Source organism: Nocardia shimofusensis NBRC 100134, assembly GCF_001613125.1.
Taxonomy (GTDB): domain Bacteria; phylum Actinomycetota; class Actinomycetes; order Mycobacteriales; family Mycobacteriaceae; genus Nocardia; species Nocardia shimofusensis.
On sequence record NZ_BDBT01000024.1, the window covers coordinates 65,024 to 82,629 of the forward strand.

At 69.3% G+C, this 17,606-nt stretch carries 16 protein-coding genes; 12 read left to right on the forward strand and 4 right to left on the reverse strand.

Features of this window, described 5'->3' with window-relative positions:
* The first annotated feature begins 105 nt into the window (after positions 1–105).
* The 3 genes from NS3_RS20990 (at position 106) to mgtE (ending at position 3,650) form a co-directional block, all read left to right on the forward strand.
* Positions 106–1,482, forward strand: coding sequence for a DUF2254 domain-containing protein (locus NS3_RS20990; RefSeq protein ID WP_067862388.1), 1,377 nt, complete (start codon positions 106–108; stop codon positions 1,480–1,482).
* A gap of 143 nt (positions 1,483–1,625) precedes the next feature.
* Complete coding sequence (locus NS3_RS20995) at positions 1,626–1,841, forward strand: type II toxin-antitoxin system VapB family antitoxin (protein WP_067862389.1); 216 nt, start codon at positions 1,626–1,628, stop codon at positions 1,839–1,841.
* 360 nt (positions 1,842–2,201) lie between these two features.
* On the forward strand, positions 2,202–3,650 hold the full coding sequence (gene mgtE / locus NS3_RS21000; protein WP_084495799.1) for a magnesium transporter: 1,449 nt from the start codon (positions 2,202–2,204) through the stop codon (positions 3,648–3,650).
* Positions 3,651–3,657: 7 nt separating this feature from the next.
* Here mgtE and NS3_RS21005 read toward each other — a convergent pair whose 3' ends face one another.
* The gene (locus tag NS3_RS21005) at positions 3,658–4,431 is read right to left on the reverse strand and encodes a peptidase (protein ID WP_157101451.1); all 774 of its coding nucleotides are present in this window, start codon (positions 4,429–4,431) and stop codon (positions 3,658–3,660) included.
* Between the two features lie 386 nt (positions 4,432–4,817).
* On the opposite strand from NS3_RS21005, the gene nrdF reads away from it, so the two are divergent.
* The gene (gene nrdF / locus NS3_RS21010) at positions 4,818–5,780 is read left to right on the forward strand and encodes a class 1b ribonucleoside-diphosphate reductase subunit beta (protein ID WP_067862393.1); all 963 of its coding nucleotides are present in this window, start codon (positions 4,818–4,820) and stop codon (positions 5,778–5,780) included.
* Between the two features lie 85 nt (positions 5,781–5,865).
* Here nrdF and NS3_RS21015 read toward each other — a convergent pair whose 3' ends face one another.
* Positions 5,866–6,933 carry an ABC transporter substrate-binding protein gene (locus NS3_RS21015; RefSeq protein WP_084495804.1) on the reverse strand — a complete coding sequence of 356 codons (1,068 nt, stop codon included), beginning with the start codon at positions 6,931–6,933 and terminating at the stop codon, positions 5,866–5,868.
* Between the two features lie 149 nt (positions 6,934–7,082).
* The gene (locus tag NS3_RS21020) at positions 7,083–7,874 is read right to left on the reverse strand and encodes a VOC family protein (protein WP_067862395.1); all 792 of its coding nucleotides are present in this window, start codon (positions 7,872–7,874) and stop codon (positions 7,083–7,085) included.
* Between the two features lie 310 nt (positions 7,875–8,184).
* Here NS3_RS21020 and ctaD point away from each other — a divergent pair, with 310 nt between their 5' ends.
* From ctaD to NS3_RS21060, 8 genes are all read left to right on the forward strand, one after another.
* The gene (gene ctaD, locus NS3_RS21025; protein ID WP_067862397.1) at positions 8,185–9,927 is read left to right on the forward strand and encodes an aa3-type cytochrome oxidase subunit I; all 1,743 of its coding nucleotides are present in this window, start codon (positions 8,185–8,187) and stop codon (positions 9,925–9,927) included.
* Positions 9,928–10,005: 78 nt separating this feature from the next.
* Positions 10,006–11,226: a phosphoserine phosphatase SerB gene (gene serB / locus NS3_RS21030; RefSeq protein ID WP_067862399.1), complete on the forward strand. Its 1,221-nt coding sequence runs from the start codon at positions 10,006–10,008 to the stop codon at positions 11,224–11,226.
* Positions 11,223–12,098 (forward strand): aminoacyl-tRNA hydrolase, encoded by an 876-nt coding sequence (locus NS3_RS21035; RefSeq protein ID WP_084495800.1) that lies wholly within the window; start codon positions 11,223–11,225, stop codon positions 12,096–12,098. Before serB ends, NS3_RS21035 begins: the two co-directional genes overlap by 4 nt.
* Positions 12,099–12,134: 36 nt before the next feature.
* The gene (locus tag NS3_RS21040; RefSeq protein WP_067862401.1) at positions 12,135–12,968 is read left to right on the forward strand and encodes an ABC transporter ATP-binding protein; all 834 of its coding nucleotides are present in this window, start codon (positions 12,135–12,137) and stop codon (positions 12,966–12,968) included.
* A gap of 150 nt (positions 12,969–13,118) precedes the next feature.
* Positions 13,119–13,895, forward strand: a complete 777-nt coding sequence (locus NS3_RS21045; RefSeq protein ID WP_157101454.1) for an NUDIX hydrolase — start codon at positions 13,119–13,121, stop codon at positions 13,893–13,895.
* Positions 13,896–13,946: 51 nt separating this feature from the next.
* Positions 13,947–14,714: an enoyl-CoA hydratase-related protein gene (locus NS3_RS21050; RefSeq protein WP_067862404.1), complete on the forward strand. Its 768-nt coding sequence runs from the start codon at positions 13,947–13,949 to the stop codon at positions 14,712–14,714.
* A gap of 138 nt (positions 14,715–14,852) precedes the next feature.
* On the forward strand, positions 14,853–15,821 hold the full coding sequence (locus NS3_RS21055) for a class I SAM-dependent methyltransferase (protein ID WP_067862406.1): 969 nt from the start codon (positions 14,853–14,855) through the stop codon (positions 15,819–15,821).
* A 30-nt stretch (positions 15,822–15,851) separates the two neighbouring features.
* The gene (locus tag NS3_RS21060; RefSeq protein ID WP_067862408.1) at positions 15,852–17,084 is read left to right on the forward strand and encodes a THUMP-like domain-containing protein; all 1,233 of its coding nucleotides are present in this window, start codon (positions 15,852–15,854) and stop codon (positions 17,082–17,084) included.
* On the opposite strand, the gene NS3_RS21065 is transcribed toward NS3_RS21060, so the two are convergent.
* Positions 17,065–17,604 (reverse strand): DUF1697 domain-containing protein, encoded by a 540-nt coding sequence (locus NS3_RS21065; protein ID WP_067862410.1) that lies wholly within the window; start codon positions 17,602–17,604, stop codon positions 17,065–17,067. The two genes, NS3_RS21060 and NS3_RS21065, sit on opposite strands and share 20 nt — an antisense overlap.
* Positions 17,605–17,606 lie beyond the last annotated feature (2 nt).

Genomic DNA, 17,606 nt, shown 5'->3' on the forward strand with positions numbered 1-17,606 from the left:
CTCGTCATGCAAAGATCGCCAGGAGTGTGAACCGACGAGGGTCGCGCAGTCGGTAGTACCGCATGAGCATCGCCGATGTCGCTTCGAACGGAGGGGAGCACTGGTGTGAGCAGCCACAGCCCTGGACGTATCCGCAGCGCCGTGGCGGCCGCCGAGCGCCGCCGTGGATTCGTCGTCGACGCCCTCCGCGCCCGGCTGTGGCCGGTTCCCGCCGTGGGAGTTCTCGCGGCGATCCTTGCCGGCATTGTCCTGCCCGCTCTCGATTCCCGGCTCGATGGCCACCTTCCCGACTACATCACCGAGCATTTGTTCGGGGGTGGCGCGGATGCCGCGCGAGAAGTGCTCGGCGCCATCGCCACCTCGCTCATCACGGTGACGTCCCTGACGTTCTCGCTGACACTGGTCACGATGCAGTTGGCCAGCAGCCAGTATTCGCCCAGATTGTTGCGGTCGTTCTCCTCCGACAGGTTTGTCCAACGCACCCTCGCGTTGTTTCTCGCGACGTTCGCATACGCACTCACTGTCCTGCGCAGGGTTCGCAGCGGTGGCGACGGCGGTGTCGAGTTCGTCCCCCAGATCTCGGTGACCGTGGCATACCTGCTCGCCATGGGCAGCGTGCTGGGATTGGTGGTGTTCCTCGGCCACCTGGTAAGGCAGATTCGAATAGAGACGATGCTCGACCGCGTCGCGTCCGACTCCATCGACAACGCCCGCCACTTCCTGGAGCCGTCCGGCACGATCGATCGATCCGTCGACACCCCGGTAATACCTCCGCTGCGAACGGAAATCGAGGCAGCTGCCTCGGGATATCTCGTCGAAGTCGACGAGGAGGGGTTGCTGGCTGCCGCGATCGAAGCGGACGCGGTGTTGTGGGTGCACTGCCGGACCGGCGATCCGGTCGTCGCCCGCACCGTGGTGGCGTACTGCTGGCCGGCCGATGCTCCGGTTCTTTCCTCGGAGTCGATCGATCGACTCCACAACGCGGTCTCCGATGCTCTGAGCTACGGCGCCGAGCGCACGGCCACGCAGGATATCGGCTACGGGTTGCGACAGTTGACCGACGTGATCGTCCGGGCATTGTCTCCGGGTATCAACGATCCTTCGACGGCCATTCATGGAATCAACTCGGCGACCGTAGTTCTGTGTGATCTCGTTCGATACCGACTCGGTCCGAAAATCGTTCACGACCACGACGGCACCGCTCGTCTGTATCTGGCACGCCCTGACTTCCCGGAGCTGCTCGACCTCGTCTGCGCGCAACCCAGACGCTACGGTGCTCATGACCCCGCGGTCCTGGGTGGGTTGTTGTCGATGCTGAACGCGCTCTCGTCGGTTGCCCGAGACCCGATGGATCGACAGGCGATCGGTGATCAGCTGGCCCGCCTCGAACGCACCAGTAGCAGCCAAGATTTCGACCATGCCGAACGCGATCATCTCAGGCGACGGGCCCGGACCGTGGAACAGTCGTTGCAGGACAGCTGACGGCGTTCCCCGTCGCCGCCGACGGCAATCGCTCGCGACCAGGCCCGGTGAGCGGCTGCTTCCGTCCGTATACCGGTTCTTCGGCGTGGGTGATCGCATGCGGCACTACCATGCGATGGGGGCGCGAGACACGGAGGTGGGCGATGTCCCGGGTATCGATCGAGGTCGACGACGTTGCGCTGGCGGTGGCCGGAACGCTGCTCGGGACCGGTAGCGGAGCGCAGGAGACGGTGAACGCCGCGCTGCACGAGGTGATAGCCCAGCGCAAGCGGCTGGCGGTGCTGGAACGGATGATGCTGCGCAGCGGCGAAACGGTGCCCACGCCCGATCCGTGGCGCAAGAATCGCGTGTGGTTGTGAGCTGGGACTCCCTTTGTCCGCCCCCGGTGTGAAAACCTGCTCCGGGCAAGGTAACCTGCCCGTGGGCGTATTCGCGTCCGATCAATCCGAAAGCACGGCCGACGGCGCGCGTGATCATGGTGATCCGCGCATACGGCTCGGCATCACGAGATGAGGAGGTGGATTGCTATGCGTAGCGAACCTCCCAGTCGAAGGCCGCGCGGCGCCGCCCCTTCGCATCTCTGACGTCTTCGACGTTTTCGCGACCACGGGCAGGCGCCACGCGGTGTGAATTCGCGCATCATTCACCCCCGCTGTATCCACCGTCCGTGAGCGATTCCGCCGCGCCGGTGTGATGCCACGCTGTGCCGAGGACTTCTCATGTCGCAGATCGACCTTGCCGAAGCATGTCCCGAACTCACCGACGCGCGTCCCGAACTCACCGACGCGCGTCCCGAACTCACCGACGCGCGTCCCGAATCGGCCGACGCGCGTTCCGCGCCGGCCGGCTCGCTGCCGGAATTCGTCGCGGGCCACCGAGTCGAATCCGTGGTGCGCTGGCTCGACGACCACCCGCCGCACCGGATCGCCGACGAACTGGCCCGGATGGACGCCGTCCTGGCAGGCGTCGCGTTCCGGCTGCTGGACAAGGACCAGGCGCTGGCGGTGTTCGAGGAGCTCGAGCCCGTCGATCAGCAGCAGATCCTGCAGGGCCTGCGTGACCAGAGCTTCCGCGACCTCGTCGAGGGCATGGCTCCCGACGACCGCGCCCGTATGCTGCGCGAGGCGCCCGCGAAGGTGGCGCAGAAGGTGCTGGCCGGGCTGAGCCCGCGCGAGCGCCGGATGACCGCGGGCCTGCTGGGCTACCCGGAGGGCTCGGCGGGGCAGTACATGACCCCCGAGGTCGTCGCGCTGCCCGCCGAACTGACCGTCGCCGAGGCCCTGGCGATGGTGCGCGCCGAGGGGGCGCACGCCGAGACCGTCTACACCCTGCCCGTCGTCGACGCGGGCAGGCGCCTGACCGGCATCGTGGAACTGCGCGAGCTCGTGCTCGCCCGCCCCGAGACGATGGTCTCCGAACTCGTCGTCACCGAACCGGCTTTCGCCCGCGCCACCGACTCCGCGGAGAAGGCGGCCCGGCTCATGCGCGAGACCAACGACATCAACCTGCCCGTCGTCGACAGCGAGGACCGGCTGCTCGGCCTGCTCACCATCGACGACGCGGTCGAGGTCATCGAGGCCGCCGACAGCGAAGACGTTGCGCGCCAAGCGGGTTCGTCGCCGTGGGAGGGCCACTACATGGCCGCCGGGGTGTTCCAGCTGGCCCGCTACCGCGCCCTGTGGCTGATGCTGCTGCTCTTCGCCGCCACCCTCACCGTCAGTGTCACCGATTTCTTCGAAGGCACCCTCGAGCAGGCCGCGCACCTGGCGCTGTTCATCCCGCTGCTGATCGGCGCGGGCGGCAACGCGGGCGCGCAGGCGGCGACCGCCTGTGTACGCGCGGTGGCGGTGGGCGAGGTACGCGGCTCGGATCTGTTCTCGGTGATCTGGCGCGAATGCCGCGTCGGTCTGGTGCTCGGATCTCTGCTCGCCGCAGTGGGATTGGCGATCGCCGCACTGTTCGTCGACCCCCGCATCGCCGTCGTCGTGGCCATCACCCTGGTGTTCATCTGCGCCTGGGCCACCACCATCGGCGGCACCATGCCCCTGCTCGCCAAGAAGCTGCGCATCGACCCGGCGGTGGTGTCGGCCCCCATGGTCACCACCCTGGTCGACGCCACCGGCCTGATCATCTACTTCACCACCGCCAAGCTGATCCTCGGCATCTGAGCGCCCGCTAGGACAGCAGCGCCAGTGCCTGCTCCATGACCTCGGCGGCCACCTCGTCGGATTCGGCGTCGACGACCAGCACCGGCACATCCGGACCGAAAATATCGGTGGGCTCTGCGGGGGAGAGCTCGGGCCCGACGACGGCGACGTAGGTGCGGTAGGGGTCGGTCTCGGCGTGCAGGTTGCTCCGGTGCACGCTGCGCCCGGCGATGTGCACCTCGGTATGCGCGGCGGTGACCGTGTCGCGCATCCGGTACTCGAAAGCGACGAGCACGAATTCGCCCCGGTAACGGAAGCTGCAGACATTCGTCTGCAACTGCCCCTCGGTTTCGGTGCCCGGCAGCCGCTGTCGGACCGCGCACGGGTCGGCCCCGGGCAGGACTGTCGAGCGCACATCCGGGGAGCTGCCCCGGGGCGGTTCGGTCCGCCATCGGTCCAGCATCGCGGGCACCAGCGCATCCAGCGTCGAGCACGGCTCGCTTCCCGCCGAAACCTCGATATCGAGGTAGATCGCGGCACCGGACGGGAATCGCGAGGTCGTGCTGCACGATCGGGTCCGGGCGTCCGGATCGATGCGGGCGCCGGGCATGTCGCTGTCGGCCACCGTCCACACCGTCACGTCCCCGAACCGGCGGGTCGAGCCGTAGTCGGCCGACCTCGGTTCCCATGCCGCCATCGACGTCCAGCCGAGCGTGGTCGGGTTGTCCGCATCGCCCTCGGCGTCGATCTCGGCGGTGCAGGAGTACGGCTGGTCATCGAGCACCGATCGGATCGTGCCCACCGTCGCCGAGTCTGCCCGTTCGGCCGCCGTCCCGGCAACCGCGCCGGTCGCCGACGTCGACATCGGGTTCGTCGCGCCCCTGCTCGGTGGTCGGCCTCGGAGAAGACGGCAAACAACCGGCGACCACCGCCGGTGGGACGGCGGACACCAGGGCTGCGGATGCGGGATCGGGGCCGTACTCGGCGCACAATGGGTGCCGCGCACACCGGGCCCGTACCACGGGGACTCCCGGTGTCTTTGTGCAGCATGACACAAGGTCTTGTGTTATTCGGAAGAACCGGCCACAACGAGTAGTGTCTGAACCGAGAGTGACGCGGCATCGGGTGCGCGCTCGAGAAGTGGCGATCGGGCATGGGCGAAGTGTTCGGAAAGGGTGTGGAGGCAGGATGAAACTGATCGATCGGGTGTCGGCCATCAACTGGAATCGGGTGCCCGACGAGAAGGATGCCGAGGTCTGGGATCGGCTGACCGGCAACTTCTGGCTGCCGGAGAAGGTTCCGGTGTCCAACGACATCCCCTCGTGGGCCACCTTGACCGCCGAGGAGAAGCAGCTCACCATGCGGGTCTTCACCGGCCTGACGCTGCTGGACACCATTCAGGGCACGGTCGGCGCGGTGAGCCTGATCCCGGACGCGCTGACCCCGCACGAGGAGGCGGTGCTCACCAACATCGCGTTCATGGAGTCGGTGCACGCCAAGTCCTACAGCTCGATCTTCTCCACGTTGTGCTCCACCAAGGAGATCGACGAGGCGTTCCGCTGGTCCGAGGAGAACCGGAACCTGCAGCGCAAGGCCGAGATCGTGCTCGACTACTACAAGGGCGACGATCCGCTCAAGCGCAAGGTGGCCTCCACGCTGCTGGAGAGCTTCCTGTTCTACTCCGGCTTCTACCTGCCGATGCACTGGTCCTCACGCGCCAAGCTGACCAATACCGCGGACATGATCCGGTTGATCATCCGCGACGAGGCCGTGCACGGCTACTACATCGGCTACAAGTACCAGCGCGGTCTCGATCTGGTGTCGGAGGCCGAGCGCGAGGAGCTCAAGGGCTACACCTTCGAACTGCTCTACGAGCTCTACGAGAACGAGGTCGAGTACACCCAGGACCTCTACGACGAGGTCGGGCTGACCGAGGATGTGAAGACCTTCCTGCGCTACAACGCCAACAAGGCGCTGATGAACCTCGGTTACGAGGGCCTGTTCCCCTCCGACGAGACCATGGTGAATCCGGCGATCCTGTCGGCGCTGTCGCCGAACGCCGACGAGAACCACGACTTCTTCTCCGGGTCGGGTTCGAGCTACGTGATCGGCAAGGCGGTCAACACCGAGGACGAGGACTGGGACTTCTGAGTCGTCCCGGTCGCAGAACGCACTCGGGCCCCGCGCGGACAGGCGCGGGGCCCGAGCTGTGTCCGGTCCCAGGGGCTCGGAGAGGTCAGTCGGTGACGAAGCCGTTGAGGGTGCCGCGCAGATCGGTGAGCATCGCCCGGGCGGCGGTCAGCCCGTCTCCGTGCCACACGCTGTCCTCGACGGCGAAGACTCGCTTGTCGCCGACCGCGCCGAGATCCTTCCACTCGCGCCCGCGCATGATCGACTCGCCGTGGTCCTGCCCCTCGGCCCCGGCGAAGATCACGTAGATGATGTCGCCCTCGACGAGTTCCTGATACGCGCCGGAATCCACGACTTCGGAGTCGCCGCGCTGGGCGGCCGGGCGCTGGACGCCCACATCGTCGAGCACCCGGCCCGCGAAGCTGTCGGCACCCTGCACCTGCGCCTCGTCCGCGGTGAACCGGACGACCGAGGCCTGACTCTCGTTGGCGGCCAGCTGCACGCCGATATCGCGGGCGTCGGCCTGGTAGCCGCTCAGCGCCGCGGCGGCGGCCCGATCCCGGCCCATCCCCGCGGCGTAGGCGGCGAACTCGGCCTGCCAGCTGACCGGCTCGCCCACCAGCACGGTCGGCGCGATCTTCGCCAGTGCGTCGAAAGTGGCTGTGCCGGAAGGGGTCGCGCCGAGGATCAGGTCGGGGTCGAGCTCGGCGATGCGGGCCGGGTCCGGTGCCGCGGCCGGGCCGACGGCCGGGATCTCGAGCACGCCGGTGCCCAGATACTGCGGCTGGGGGCGTGGGCCGTCCATGACCACCGTGCCGACCACTCGCTCCCACAAGCCGAGTGCGCAGGCGGCGTCGAGCGCGGCGGTGCTCAGCACGACGATGCGCTGCGGGTCGGCGGCCACCTCCGAGACGCCCGCGGCATGGGTCACCGCCCGGGTGCCCGACGGCTGGTCCGGCGCGCTGGGCAGCGGGCAGGTGCGGGTGGTGTCGCGCTCCAGGCCGACCACCCCCGCGCCCGCGATATTGGTCGTGGTGCGCACGATCGTGCTCGCGTCGTCGGAGCGATCGCCGCATCCGGTCAGCGCGAAGGCGGACACCGCCGCCACGGCCGCGACACCGAATCGGGCGGCCACGGTGCGGTTTCGAGTGCGTACGGGGGCGCTGTCCGACATGCGGGAGAGGGTACCGCTGCGGCCGGTCCGGCGGAGGTGGCGGGTCGAGTCCGGTCGGTCGGTCATCGCGCTCGCCCCTCCGCCCGCCGGCACCCCGCGACGCGGGCGGGCGGAGGGTGCGTCCCCGTTCGATCGGCGGATCGCGGGAATCAGGAGTTCGCCACGTCTCCGCCGATACTGAACCGCGCACCGGTGGGATCGGTCAGCACGGCCATGCGCCCGTACGGGCTGTCCTCGGCCGGCTGCAGCAGCGTCGCACCGAGTTCGATCGCCTTCGCCACGGTCGCGTCGACGTCGGCGGCGCCGAAGTACACCCCCCAGCCGGGCGGCGCCACCTCGGCGGGCACGGCGGAGGCGTCCATCACGCCGCCGCGCATCGGGTGGTCCGAGTGGATCGTGCTGTAGCGGAACTCGGGGGTGTCGGGCATCTCGGCGACGTCCGACCAGCCGAAGACCTCCCGATAGAACGCCAGAGTCTTGTCGTAGTCGCGGGTGTGCAGTTCGAACCAGCCGGGCGCCCCGTGGCGCCACATGTCGGTCTCGCCCATCGGCTCGGTCTCGATGCCGGCGAAGGTGTTCGCCTGCCAGATGCCGATGCCCGCGCCACTCGAATCGGCCGCTACGGCCATCGTGCCCAGGTCGCCGACCTCCATGGCGGGCACGATCACCGAGCCGCCGTGCGCGGTCGCGGCCTCGGCGGTGGCGCGGGCGTCGGTGGACGCCAGATAGACGGTCCACTGGTCGGGGCCGTCCTCGGGACCGGACTTGCCCATGGCGCCGGCGACGGCCCTGCCGTCGGAGCGGAAGGTGACATAGCCGCCGAAGCTCTCGTCGCGGTCGGCGGTCCAGCCGAACAACGTGCCGTAGAAGTCGACGGCGCGGTCGGGATCGGAGGTGAACAGGTCGACCCAAACGGGGTCGCCGGGCACGATAGCGCTCATGGTTCGGTCTCCTCGGTTCTCGGGCAGTGGTGGACGGGCCAGGCGCCGTCACCAATTCGGACGGGTGCCGCGGGCAGAACTCATCGGTGTACCGGAAACTGGTTCCGAGCAGGTGTAGCGTGCTGAGTGAGGGGGAAACGCGGCACCTGTGACAGCGAAATACGACGCAGAGTAGGACCACGTGCGCCACGGTCTTCGAGCACGGTTTACGATCATCGGAGCGCAAGCGAACTGTCCGCTGTTCCGGTAACGGGATGTGTGCGAGCAGCGGAGCCTGCGGAGCGACCTAAAGGCACCTTCAGGAGGATCAGTGACTGCGGTAGAGCCCAGACCAGTCCCTCAGTTGGAAGCGACTCGACCGTATCCGGCCCGGACCGGACCCAAGGGTTCTTTCCTCTACAAGATGGTCACCACGACCGACCCGAAGGTGCTCGGCACCATGTACCTGGTGACCGCCACGAGCTTCTTCCTCATCGGCGGTCTGATGGCGCTGCTGATGCGTGGCGAGCTCGCGCGGCCGGGTCTGCAGTTCCTTTCGCCCGAACAGTTCAACCAGCTGTTCACCATGCACGGCACCATCATGCTGCTGTTCTACGCGACCGCGATCGTGTTCGGCTTCGCCAACATCATCCTGCCGCTGCAGATCGGCGCGCCCGACGTCGCCTTCCCGCGACTGAACGCGTTCAGCTACTGGCTGTACCTGTTCGGCGCGACCATGGCGACCGCCGGCTTCATCACCCCCGGCGGCGCGGCGGACTTCGGTTGGACGGCGTACGTGCCGCTGACCGACATCCTGCACTCGCCCGGTGTCGGCACCGACCTGTGGATCCTGGGCCTGGCCGTCTCCGGCCTGGGCACCATCCTCGGCGGCGTGAACATGCTGACCACCGTGGTCTGCATGCGCGCCCCCGGCATGACCATGTTCCGCATGCCGGTGTTCACCTGGAACATCGCCGTCACCAGCGTGCTCATCCTGATGGCCTTCCCGCTGCTGACCGCCGCGCTGTTCGGCCTGGCCTACGACCGTCACCTGGGCGGCCACATCTACGACCCGGCCACCGGCGGCATCCTGCTGTACCAGCACCTGTTCTGGTTCTTCGGCCATCCCGAGGTGTACATCATCGCGCTGCCGTTCTTCGGCATCGTCTCGGAGATCTTCCCGGTCTTCAGCCGTAAGCCGATCTTCGGTTACACCACACTGATCTACGCGACCCTCGGCATCGCCGCGCTGTCCATCGCCGTGTGGGCGCACCACATGTACGCCACCGGCGCGGTGCTGCTGCCGTACTTCTCGTTCATGACCTTCCTCATCGCGGTTCCGACCGGCGTGAAGTTCTTCAACTGGATCGGCACCATGTGGCGGGGGCAGCTGACCTTCGAGTCGCCGATGCTGTGGTCGCTGGGCTTCCTGGTGACCTTCCTCTTCGGTGGTCTGTCGGGCGTCATCCTGGCCAGCCCGCCGCTGGACTTCCACGTCACCGACACCTACTTCGTGGTGGCGCACTTCCACTACGTGCTCTTCGGCACCATCGTGTTCGCGACCTTCGCCGGCATCTACTTCTGGTTCCCGAAGATCACCGGCCGCATGATGGATGAGCGCCTGGCGAAGTGGCACTTCTGGACGACCTTCGTCGGCTTCCACACCACCTTCCTCGTGCAGCACTGGCTGGGCGCCGAGGGCATGCCGCGTCGCTACGCCGACTACCTGCCCTCGGACGGTTTCACCGGGCTGAACACGATCTCCACGATCGGCGCGTTCGTGCTGGGCGCCTCGATGCTCCCGTTCATCTGGAACGTCTTCAAGAGCTACCGGTACGGCGAGGTCGTCACCGTGGACGATCCGTGGGGCTACGGCAACTCGCTGGAGTGGGCGACCACCTGCCCGCCGCCGCGGCACAACTTCTACGAGCTGCCGCGCATCCGGTCCGAGCGCCCGGCCTTCGAGCTGCACTACCCGCACATGATCGAGCGGATGCGCTCCGAAGCGCATGTCGGCTGGGGTACGGACAAGCAGGCCCACGGGGCCGAGAAGCCCGCGCTGACCAAGAGCTGATACGCCGAGCCGTGCACCCGCTGGACTCCAGCGGGTGCACACTCGTGTAACGACCGGAAAGACCAGGAGCGCACCGCTGTGGCCGACACCACCGTTCTCGTGACCGTCACCGGGCCCGACCGCCCCGGTGTGACATCCGTGCTGCTCACGGCCATGTCCCGGCACGGGGTCAGCCTGCTCGACGTCGAGCAGGTGGTCATCCGCGGCAGACTCACCCTGGGCGTGCTGGTCACCTGCCCGCACGATCCCGAGGCGCTGCAGGACGAGGTCGAAGAGGCGATGAGCACCGTCGGCATGACCGTCGACGTGGAAGTGGGCGCGCAGATCGGCCGTCAGCCGATGTCCACCCACGCCGTGGTCGTGCTCGGGGCGCCGGTCACCGCGCGGGCGTTCAGCGCGGTGTCGCGGCGGCTGGCCGCGATCGGCGCGAACATCGACACCATCCGGGGCATCGCCGACTACCCGGTGACCGGGATGGAACTGATGGTCACCGCGCCCGACACCGGCGCCGACACCGACTCGCGGTTGCGCACCGCGCTGGCCGAGGTGGCCGTGGACGAGCGGATCGACGTGGCGGTCGAGCGCGCCGGGCTCGCGCGCCGGGCCAAGCGGCTGATCACCTTCGACGTCGATTCCACCCTCATCCAGGGCGAGGTGATCGAGATGCTCGCAGCGCACGCCGGGGTCGAGGAACAGGTCCGCCAGGTCACCGAGGCGGCCATGCGCGGGGAGATCGACTTCGCCGAATCGCTGCGCCAGCGCGTGGCGACCTTGGAGGGGCTCGACGAGTCGGTGATCGAGGAGGTCGCCGAGCGCATCGAGCTGACCCCGGGCGCGCGCACCACCATCCGCACGCTGCGCCGCATCGGGTTCAAGTGCGGCGTGGTGTCGGGTGGTTTCCGTCAGGTCATCGAGCCGCTCGCACACGATCTGGAACTCGACTTCGTGCAGGCCAACACCCTCGAGATCATCGACGGCAAGCTCACCGGCCGGGTGGTCGGCGAGATCGTCGACCGTGCCGCCAAGGCCACCGCGTTGCGCAAGTTCGCCGCGGAGGCCGGGGTGCCGATGGAGCAGACGGTGGCCGTCGGCGACGGCGCCAACGACATCGACATGCTCAATGCCGCGGGTCTGGGTGTCGCCTTCAACGCCAAGCCCGCCCTGCGCGAGGTCGCCGACGCGGCGCTGTCGCATCCGTATCTGGACGCGGTGCTGTTCGTTCTCGGCGTCACCCGCGACGAGGTGGAAGCGGCCGACGCCCGCGACGGCGGGGTGCGCCGGGTTCCGCTGGTCCGATGAGCCGGACCCCCGAGGTCACCTCCGGCGGCGAGTCCGTGTCCGGTCCCGAATCCGTCTCCGCCCCCCGATCCGCGTCGGTCGTCGTCGAAACCGCTGCCGAGCCGCCGGATTTCGCGGCCGGACACGCGGTGCTGGCCGAAGGCTACGGCGGCGCGGCCGATCCCGAGGATCCCGCACAGGTGCAGGCCATGCAGATGGTGCTGCATCTGCCCAAGGCCGATCCGCCGCCGCGCAGCGCGCTGCTCGCGGCCGCGGCGAGTTCGGTGGTCGCGCTGTGCCTGGACGAGCGGGTCGGCGCGGGCGGGCCATGGGAGCAGCGGTATCTCGCGTGGAAGCGCGCCCGTATCCGCAAGGTCGCCCGCCGGGCGCGAGGCGCGCAGTGGACGGCCGCCGGCGAGGTCGACGGTGTGACGGTCGAGATCGGCGGCGCGCAGGCGCGGGCCTTCGTGCCCTGCCCGGTCGGGGAGACCGACCAGCGGATCCGCCGCCTGCAGATCGGCGGCACCGATCTCGAACACGACGAGCCCGGCCCGCCCGACCCGGATCTGCCCGTGCTCTGGGTGAATTCGTCGCTGGGCATGTCGCTGGGCAAGGCGGCCGCACAGGTCGGCCACGCGAGCATGCTGCTGGCCGCCGCGATGGACGTCGAGCGCGCGCGAGTATGGGCCGAACGCGATTTCGGCTGCTCGGTGCGCGAAGCCGATCCGGACCGATGGCGGGAGTTGTCGGCTCGGGTGGCTCTGTCGTCGAGACCGGGCCCGGCGGAGTCACGTCCGGGCGCGGATACCGCCATCGCGGTGCGCGACGCCGGATTCACCGAGATCGCCCCCGGTTCCCTCACCGTCATAGGTGTTCCTGCCGACACCTGGTGAGGGTCGGTCACTCGTTCCGGCGCGATCTGAGCCAAGATGGAGCGCGTGCCGCAACCGGATCCCGATCTGCTCATCGACTTCACCGACGTGACCGTCCGACGCTCGGGGCACACCCTCGTCGGCCCCGTCTCCTGGCAGGTCGAGCTCGACGAACGCTGGGTCGTGCTCGGCCCCAACGGTGCGGGCAAGACCTCCCTGCTGCGCATCGCCGCCGCCGAGGTGCATCCGACCTCGGGCACCGCGCATCTGCTCGGTGAGACCCTCGGGCGGGTGGACGTCAGCGAACTGCGCCCGCGCATCGGCCTGTCCTCGGCAGCGCTGGCGGGCCGGGTGCCGCGCGACGAAAAGGTGCTCGACCTGGTGGTCTCCGCCGGATACGCGGTGCTCGGCCGCTGGCGCGAGCACTACGACGAGATGGACACCGACCGCGCCGTCGACATGCTGGAAAGCCTGGGCGCCGAACATCTTTCCGACCGCACCTACGGCACCCTGTCCGAGGGCGAGCGCAAGCGCGTGCTGATCGCCCGCGCGCTGATGACCGACCCGGAACTGCTGCTGCTCGACGAGCCGGCGGCCGGCCTGGACCTGGGCGGGCGCGAGGAACTGGTCGAGCGCCTCGGCGACCTGGCCGCCGATCCGGATGCCCCGGCCATCGTGCTGGTGACCCACCACGTGGAGGAGATTCCGCCGGGCTTCACCCACGCGCTGCTGATCAACGAGGGGCAGGTGGTCGCGCAGGGCCTGCTCAACGACGTGCTGACCGCGGACAACCTCAGTGAGGCGTTCCGCCAGTCGATCGCACTGGACAAGATCGACGGCCGATGGTTCGCCCGGCGCGCGCGCCGGGCGGGCAGGCACCGCACGCGGTGAGAACCCGCCGGCGCGGGTTATGGTGCTGGTGTGAGTGAGACGAATTCGGCGAGTGTCCCAACTCCGGATGCGGCTGTGTCCGGGGCTGTGTCCGAGGCTGTGTCGAAGACCGAGGTAGGCGCGTCGCCGCTGCGCGATGCCTCCACGGTGATGCTGGTCCGCGACGGTGCGAGCGGTCCCGAGGTGTTCCTGCAGCGCCGTGTGAACGCCATGGCCTTCGCCGCCGGGATGACGGTGTTCCCCGGCGGCGGCGTCGATGCCTCCGACGCGACCGCCGACATCGCCTGGGCCGGTCCTGACCCGGCCTGGTGGTCGCGAGCCTTCGGCATCAGCGAGCCCAGAGCGCAGGCGCTGGTGTGCGCCGCTGTGCGCGAGACGTTCGAGGAGTGCGGCGTTCTGCTGGCCGGGCCGACCGCCGACACCCTCGTCGGCGACACCACCGTCTACCACGAGGCGCGCGCCGCGCTGGAGAAGCGCGAGCTGTCGCTGGCGGCCTTCCTGGGGCACGAGAACCTGGTGCTGCGCGCGGACCTGCTGCGTCCGTGGGCCAACTGGATCACGCCGGTCATCGAGCCCCGGCGCTACGACACCTACTTCTTCGTCGCGGTGCTGCCCGAGGGTCAGCTCGCCGACGGAGCGACCTCCGAGGCGGCCGCGGTGCACTGGCGCACCCCCGGCGAGGCGCTGACGCGGTGGCGCGCGGGTGAGGACATCCTGCTGCCGCCGACCTGGGCGCAGCTGGACTCGCTGTCGCGGTTCGGCTCGACCGCCGACATTCTCGCCGTCGAACCGCGGATCGAGCCGATCATGCCGGTCGTGCCCGCGGACAGGACGGTCGGTGAGGGCGCGTTCCTGGCGTTCCCCGACGCCGCGCGGTACTTCTCCGACAACCCCGCCCTCGGCGATCTGCGCGGTTCCGCGCGCTGAACGCGACCGCCGGGCACGGTTGGCCGGAAGCCGGGCGGTAGGTTGCCTGCCATGGCCGAATTCGTGACCGTGGACTCGCCGGACGCCGACGGTGTCGCCGTCGTCCGTATCGCCCGTCCGCCGCTGAATCTGTTCGACACACAGGTCGCGCGCGAGGTGGCCGCCGCGACCGCGTCGGCGGCGCGGGATTCGGCCGTCTCGGCGCTGATCGTCTACGGCGACGAGCGGGTGTTCTGCGCGGGCGACGACATGGCCGAGCTGTCGGCCCTCGATCCGGCTCGTGCCGAGGCGATGGCAGGCGATCTGCAGTCGGCTCTGGGCTGCCTGGCGCGCGTGCCGCAGCCGACGGTCGCGGCCATCGCCGGTTACGGCCTGGGCGCGGGGCTGGAACTCGCGCTCGGTGCCGACCGGCGCATCATCGGCGACAACGTGAAGCTGGGCCTGCCGCAGATCCGGGCCGGGCTGATCCCGCTCGCGGGCATCCGCAGGCTGACCGGGCTGATCGGCCCGAGCGCGGCCAAGGATCTGGTCTACTCCGGCCGGTTCGTCGAGCCCGACGAGGCGTTGAGCATGGGTCTGGTCGACGAGGTGGTCGCGCCCGACGACGTGTTCGCCGCGGCGCAGCGCTGGGCGCGGCAGTTCCACGGCGGACCGGCGCGGGCGCTGGCCGCGGCCAAGGCGGTCTTCGAGGCGGGGCCGCACGGCCTGGACCGGGCGCGCACCGAATGGGCTGGGCTGTTCGGCACCGAGGACGCACGCCGGGGCACCGCCTCCTACCTGGCCGACGGGCCGGGGTCGGCGGTCTTCACCGGGCGCTGAACCGGGCCGGAAGCTACCGGTCGGTAGCCGCGTTCGCCGGGATGTAACAGGTTCTCATTCGTGAGCTTGCCGGTCGGATGTCCGAATGTCCGGCCCGCGCACCGGAGCATCCCGGTAATCAGGTTAGGCTTGGCGACCATGACGGTACGTCCCGACGACCCCGCGCCGAACCCCCACGCCACCGAGGCGGAGGTGGAAGCGGCGTTCAAGGATACGAAGCTGGCCCAGGTGCTCTATCACGACTGGGAGGCCGAGACCTATGACGACAAGTGGTCCATCTCCTATGACGAGCGCTGTATCGAGTACGCCCGCGGCCGTTTCGACGCCGCGGTGGGCCCGGCTCCGCTGCCCTACGAGCGCGCCCTCGAACTGGGCTGCGGCACCGGCTTCTTCCTGCTGAACCTGATGCAGGGCGGGGTCGCCAAGACCGGCTCGGTCACCGACCTCTCGCCCGGCATGGTCAAGGTCGCCCTGCGCAATGCCGAGCACCTCGGACTGGACGTGGACGGCCGGGTCGCCGACGCCGAGACCATCCCGTACGAGGACAACACCTTCGACCTGGTGGTCGGCCACGCTGTGCTGCACCACATCCCGGATGTCGAGCAGTCGCTGCGCGAATGCCTGCGCGTGCTCAAGCCGGGCGGGCGATTCGTCTTCGCGGGCGAACCCACCACCGCCGGCAACTTCTACGCGCGCTGGCTCGGTCGCATCACCTGGAAGGCGACCACCACCGTCACCAAGCTGCCCGCGCTGGCCGACTGGCGGCGGCCGCAGTCCGAACTCGACGAGTCCTCCCGGGCGGCCGCCCTCGAGGCCGTCGTCGACCTGCACACCTTCGATCCCGCCGACCTCGAGGCGATGGCCCGCTCGGCGGGCGCGGTCGGGGTGAAGGCGACCACCGAGGAGTTCGCGGCGGCGCTGTGGGGCTGGCCGGTGCGCACCTTCGAGGCCGCCGTACCCGACGAGAAGCTCACCCTCGGCTACCGTCTGGCGATGTACAAGGCGTGGCAGCGGCTGAGCTGGCTGGACGAGAACGTCATGCGCCGGGTCGTGCCGCGTCAGTTCTTCTACAACGCCATGATCACGGGCGTGAAGCCCACCGCGTAGCAGCGGATCTCACGGCGGACTGCCACGACAGTGGGATACGGCTTCAGCCGCGCGGATGTCGACTTCCTCGTGAGCGCGGCGGGACGCGCGGCGCTCACCGAGGCGGCGCGGCTGGAGCTCACCTCCGCCACGCACCTGCGTGACCTCGAGCGTGCGCGCCGCGACTTCGGCGCCCGCGCGCCCGCGCTGATCGAAACCGTGCGGCTGCGGCGCAGAGCATCGGCCAAGCTCGCCGATGCGGGGGACTGGCTGTTCACCGAAGACGCGGTGCAGCAGGCGACTCCCACTGTGGTGGCCCGCCGCCGGGCGCGACGGCTCGCCGGGCGCGCCGTGCACGACGTGACCTGCTCCGTCGGAGCCGAACTCGTCGAACTGGCGCGGGTGTGCCCGGCGGTGGTCGGCAGCGATCTCGACACCGTGCGCCTGGCGATGGCGGCGCACAATATCGGCGCGGCCTGGCACCCGGTCGTGCGTGCGTCCGCTGCCGCCGGGCTGTCTCGGCAGAACGTGGTACTGGCGGCGGCCGACGCACTGAAGCCGACGACGAAGGACACCGTGATCGTGGCCGATCCCGGTCGGCGGGCGGGCGGCCGTCGCACGCACGACCCGGCGGCCCTGCAACCGCCGCTACCGGATCTGCTGACCGCGTACGCGGGCCGCGACATGGTCGTGAAGTGTGCTCCCGGACTGGATTTCGACTCGCTGGACTGGCCGGGCGAGATCGAGGTCGTCTCCCTCGACGGCGCGGTGCGAGAAGCCTGCCTGTGGTCACCGGGAGTGGCCGAGCCGGGCGTGCGTCGCCGGGCAGCGGTGCTCTCCGGTACGGGGGCGAGCTACACCCTGACCGACGCCGACCCCGACGACATCCCGGAGCGGGCGCCGGGACAGTGGATCATCGATCCGGACGGCGCGATCGTGCGCGCCGGGCTGGTGCGCCATTACGCGGCCGGACACGGTCTGTGGCAACTGGACCCGCACATCGCCTACCTCACCGGCGACACCGTGCCGCCGGGCGTGCGCGGATTCCGTATCGAGGACCGGATGGAGATGCGGGAGAAGACGCTCCGGCAGGAGTTGGCCCGTCGTGACTGCGGCTCGCTGGAGATCCTGGTGCGCGGCGTCGACGTCGATCCCGACGTGCTGCGCAAGAAGCTGAAATTGCGTGGCTCGAAAGCTTATTCGCTGGTGATCACCAGGATCGGGCGCGCCGCCGCGGTGTTCCTGTGCACGGCGCGCGCACCGCTCACGCCTCCATCTTCCTGACCACCTTCTGCACGGTCAGCCACGTGCGGGTGGTGATGTCCTTGCCGTAGGCCTTGTCCAGCCGGGCCATGAAATCCGGCGTCTTGGGGGTGCTGTTGTCGATGACCGTGAGCAGCGCTCGGCTGGGTTCGTCGTAGCCGATCACCCGGGTCAGCGGGTCGGCGGGGATCGCGGGCACGGGATCGGGGACGGCGGTCTTGAAGAAGGTGACCGTCAGATAGGAGCCGCGCTCGTGGACGAGGCCTTCGAACGGGTCGCGGGCGAGCAACTCGCGCAGGCAGTCGTACTCGCGCAGGAGGGTCCCGCCCGCGATGCCGAGCCGCTCGTTGAGCGCGCGCTGGATCCGGTCCTCCAGTTCGGCCGGATCGCCTTCGGCGGCGCGGAAGACGACATTCCCACTGGAGAGCACCGAGGCGACGTTCTCCAGGCCGAGGTCGCTGAACACCCCGCGCAGCTTCTCGTTGCGCATATTCGGATTGCTGGGCATGATTCCGCGCAACAGCGCCGCGTAGCTCCGCATGG